This is a genomic window from Actinomycetota bacterium (genome assembly GCA_018830725.1).
In the GTDB taxonomy this organism is placed as follows: Bacteria; Actinomycetota; Humimicrobiia; order JAHJRV01; family JAHJRV01; genus JAHJRV01.
Genome location: JAHJRV010000109.1, coordinates 1 through 3258, shown reverse-complemented (window position 1 = coordinate 3258; position 3258 = coordinate 1). Strand labels below are relative to the sequence as shown.

Genomic DNA, 3258 nt, shown 5'->3' with positions numbered 1-3258 from the left:
CTCTACACATAGAAGCGAAAAACAAAAAAGCAATTATATTTAATATAATTATTAATATTTTAAAAATCTTCGTTGAGGTAATCCTATCTATCGTGTCTCTTCTTTTTAGTTGTTTTTTTATTTCCTTTATTTTTTCTTCCCTACACTTTTCTGTCTTTACTCTTATTAAATTATAGTTATCATCTTCTTTTAGATAATAGTTGTCTTCTTTTGTTATTTTCATTCTTTTTACCAACGCTTTTTTATAGTGTCCAAAAAGTCCAAAAATTAAAATATTTTAATATTAAATTAAATTCTTTAAATTTTTTAATTATTTTATGCCACTATTTCCCTGTAATTATCCATAGAGGCCTCGACTTCCAAATTTGCAAGTGTAATATAAATTTGAGTTGTGCTTATGTCTGAGTGGCCTAAAATACGTCTTAAGGTTTCTAAATCTTTAAATTGCCTGTAATGATGAGTCGAATAAGTATGTCTTAAGGTGTGCGGTGTTATATGTTTTTTAATACCTGCCCTTCTTGTATATCTTCGAAGCATCGCGTTTAAGTATCTTCTTTGTATTTTAGTATTCTTATAAGTGTTAAAAAAATATTCCCCTTTTAATCGTCTTTTATTCCAGGCCTTTAAAAGTTCAAGCGTTTTTTTAGGTATTTTTAGATCTCTATCTCTTTTATATTTGCCACATACCACTCTCAGCTTGCCTAAGTTCAAATCTATGTGATTTGTCTTTAAGTTTACAAGTTCTGAAACTCTAAGGCCTGTATTTGCCATTAGTGTTATTATTGCCTTATTTCTCAGGCCGGTATAATAGCGTTTATTAGGTATTGCCATTAGCCTTTTAAGTTCGTTATCTTCTAAAATTACAGGTAGCTTTTTTTTAGTTTTAGTTCTATACATTTTTTTATTCCTATTTCAATATTCATAATGTATCTTAAGTATATCAATTAACATTATAAACCTTTAAAAAAGTTTGTCAAATAAAATGTGTATCAATTAGATAATTTAAAAATTAATATCTTATTTAAATATTCTCTTTTTTTATTTAATTATTAAATTTTTAATACTATTTATCGTTTATTTTTTTAGAGCGAGTTTAACGGGCAATTCTGTGGCTTAAATTTAATTCTAATGCTTTATATCATCTCTTTTTTCTTATCTTCTGTTAAATCGCTTTAACAGATAGGGCTTTTTACTTCTCTTAAAGAAATTTTATCTTATAAGAAAAAAAGAATAAGAATTAAAGTTAATTACAGCATAATAAAAACTGTTAGAGTTGAGCATAGGGGTTTGATGTGTAAAAGCCGTGTAAAATTTCTTGATTAATATACCACCAAATCTTATTTACCAGTAAGACGCTTAACCAGTGTGCTTTTATTATGTTTTTCCTTCCAATCATTTATTATCGTCTTTAGAGCAATTCTGGCTATCTCTGACTTAGTTACTCTTTTATCTTTATATTTGCCTCTCAAACTTAACCATGTATTCTCGAGATCATCTATTAAATTAGTAGGTAAATAAAAAGTAGCCTTGCTAGTATTTACTGTTTTACCAGTATATTGTTTTACTGGTTTATTGGTCTGCTGTGAAGATGGCTTATCTTCACCTAAAAAGATAGCCACCCCTTTACCTTTTACTCTGGGTCTTTTAGCCATGTTCAATTACCTCCTTTGCTAACTCTCGATAAGCATTTGCCGCCTCTGAATTTTTGGCATAATTTAAAATGGGCTCTCCTGCAATAGACGAGTCAGCAAACTTTATTGTCCTTTTAATAATGGAATTATATACTTTTACTCCAAAAACTTTTTTTACTTCTTCCACAACATCTTTTGAGTGAACTGTTATCTTTTGGTGCATTGTCCTTAAGATTCGTGTGGTAAGTTTAGGATTCACTTTAGAGCGGATCTTCTCTATAATTCTATTTAACTGCCTTAGCCCTCTCATAGCTAAATACTCACACTGGAGGGGGATTATCACAGTTTGAGCTGCAACTAAGCCGTTAACAGTAAGTACTCCTAAACTTGGTGGGCAATCTATAATAATATAGTCATATCCCTTTGTGTTATTTAAAGAATTTCTCAAGGTGCTTTCCCAGGCTACCTCACCTATTAGCTCTGCCTCAGCACCAGATAAATCCTGATTTGCTGGTATAAGATCTATCCCGGAAATTTTGGTTTGTATCGTAACGCTTTTCAAATTTAATTGTGAGCCTATTAAAATATCATAGATTGTCTTTTCAAAATTATCAGGCTCAAACCCTAAACCTACGGTTAAACAACCTTGAGGATCTAAGTCAATGAGCAAAACTTTTTTCTTTTTTTCAGCTAGGGCAGCTGCTAAATTTATAGCAGTAATAGTTTTCCCCACCCCACCCTTATTATTTGCAATGGTAATAATAAACCTTTTCATTGGCATAACTACTTAGAAGTATAACAGTACACCTTTATATTGTCAAGATAATATAATGGTATAATGGCAACATGGTGTAATTTGTCTGCTTCTAATATCCATTATTTTGTATATTCTAGGTGTTTCAATATGATATGGACCATATCTTCCTTCTAGATGCATCTCTAGGGTTTTATTGTCCTTATCGTCTTTTTTTGTTATTGCCTCCTCGCTGTATTTGATAGGAAACTCAATTAAATCAATCGGGAATTTGAATCTTTTAATTTCTTTCATTTTTTATTGTATTTTTAGTTGTTCACTTTTCTTTTTCTTAATAATCGGCTTTCTATGAGCGGGGAAAACTGCACTAGCTCCTGGTAGTTTTGCAGGTATTGGATCTTTAAATAAATCTTCAACTGTTAAAAATTGGATTTTAGGAATTTTTATATTAGTATTAGCATATTTGAAATACCCTGCTATTGTTGCTTCATTAATCATTCCTTGAGTTGGATTTTTAAAAGTTATAAGAATGCCAAAATCAGCATTTTGACTTTTTAAAGTGCCTTTTAAATCCCTTACCATCGAGGGATTAATATTTTTCGTTCCTTTAACTTGGATTATACCTTTTCCTATCTTACTTGATTTAGAAGGGTCAATAAAGTATATAATTCCATCTACTCCCTTATCTGCTGTTTTTGTTTGAGATGGAGTTGCATCTAATCTTGAATTACACCAAATCTGAAATTGAAAGGAGTCTTTTTCAGAGAGTTTTTTAGCCGAATAGACATCTTTTGGTTCTCCATGTATTTTAAAATCAATTCCCTCTTTTATGCCACTTTTTCTTAGTCTTTTTGAAATAATATCTATAGCAAT

Annotated in this window: 5 protein-coding genes; all 5 read right to left on the bottom strand. The window is 30.3% G+C overall.

Translation table 11 applies throughout. From position 1 onward, the window contains the following. On the bottom strand, window positions 1-223 hold a 223-nt coding region (locus KKC53_05515), incomplete at its 3' end, for a hypothetical protein (GenBank protein ID MBU2598611.1). Between the two features lie 92 nt (window positions 224-315). After that, window positions 316-897 (bottom strand): tyrosine-type recombinase/integrase, encoded by a 582-nt coding sequence (locus KKC53_05510; GenBank protein MBU2598610.1) that lies wholly within the window; start codon window positions 895-897, stop codon window positions 316-318. 440 nt (window positions 898-1337) lie between these two features. After that, window positions 1338-1652, bottom strand: coding sequence for a hypothetical protein (locus tag KKC53_05505; protein MBU2598609.1), 315 nt, complete (start codon window positions 1650-1652; stop codon window positions 1338-1340). Beyond that, the gene (locus KKC53_05500; GenBank protein ID MBU2598608.1) at window positions 1645-2406 is read right to left on the bottom strand and encodes a ParA family protein; all 762 of its coding nucleotides are present in this window, start codon (window positions 2404-2406) and stop codon (window positions 1645-1647) included. Before KKC53_05500 ends, KKC53_05505 begins: the two co-directional genes overlap by 8 nt. Before the next feature lie 276 nt (window positions 2407-2682). Beyond that, on the bottom strand, window positions 2683-3258 hold a 576-nt coding region (locus KKC53_05495; GenBank protein ID MBU2598607.1), incomplete at its 5' end, for a restriction endonuclease.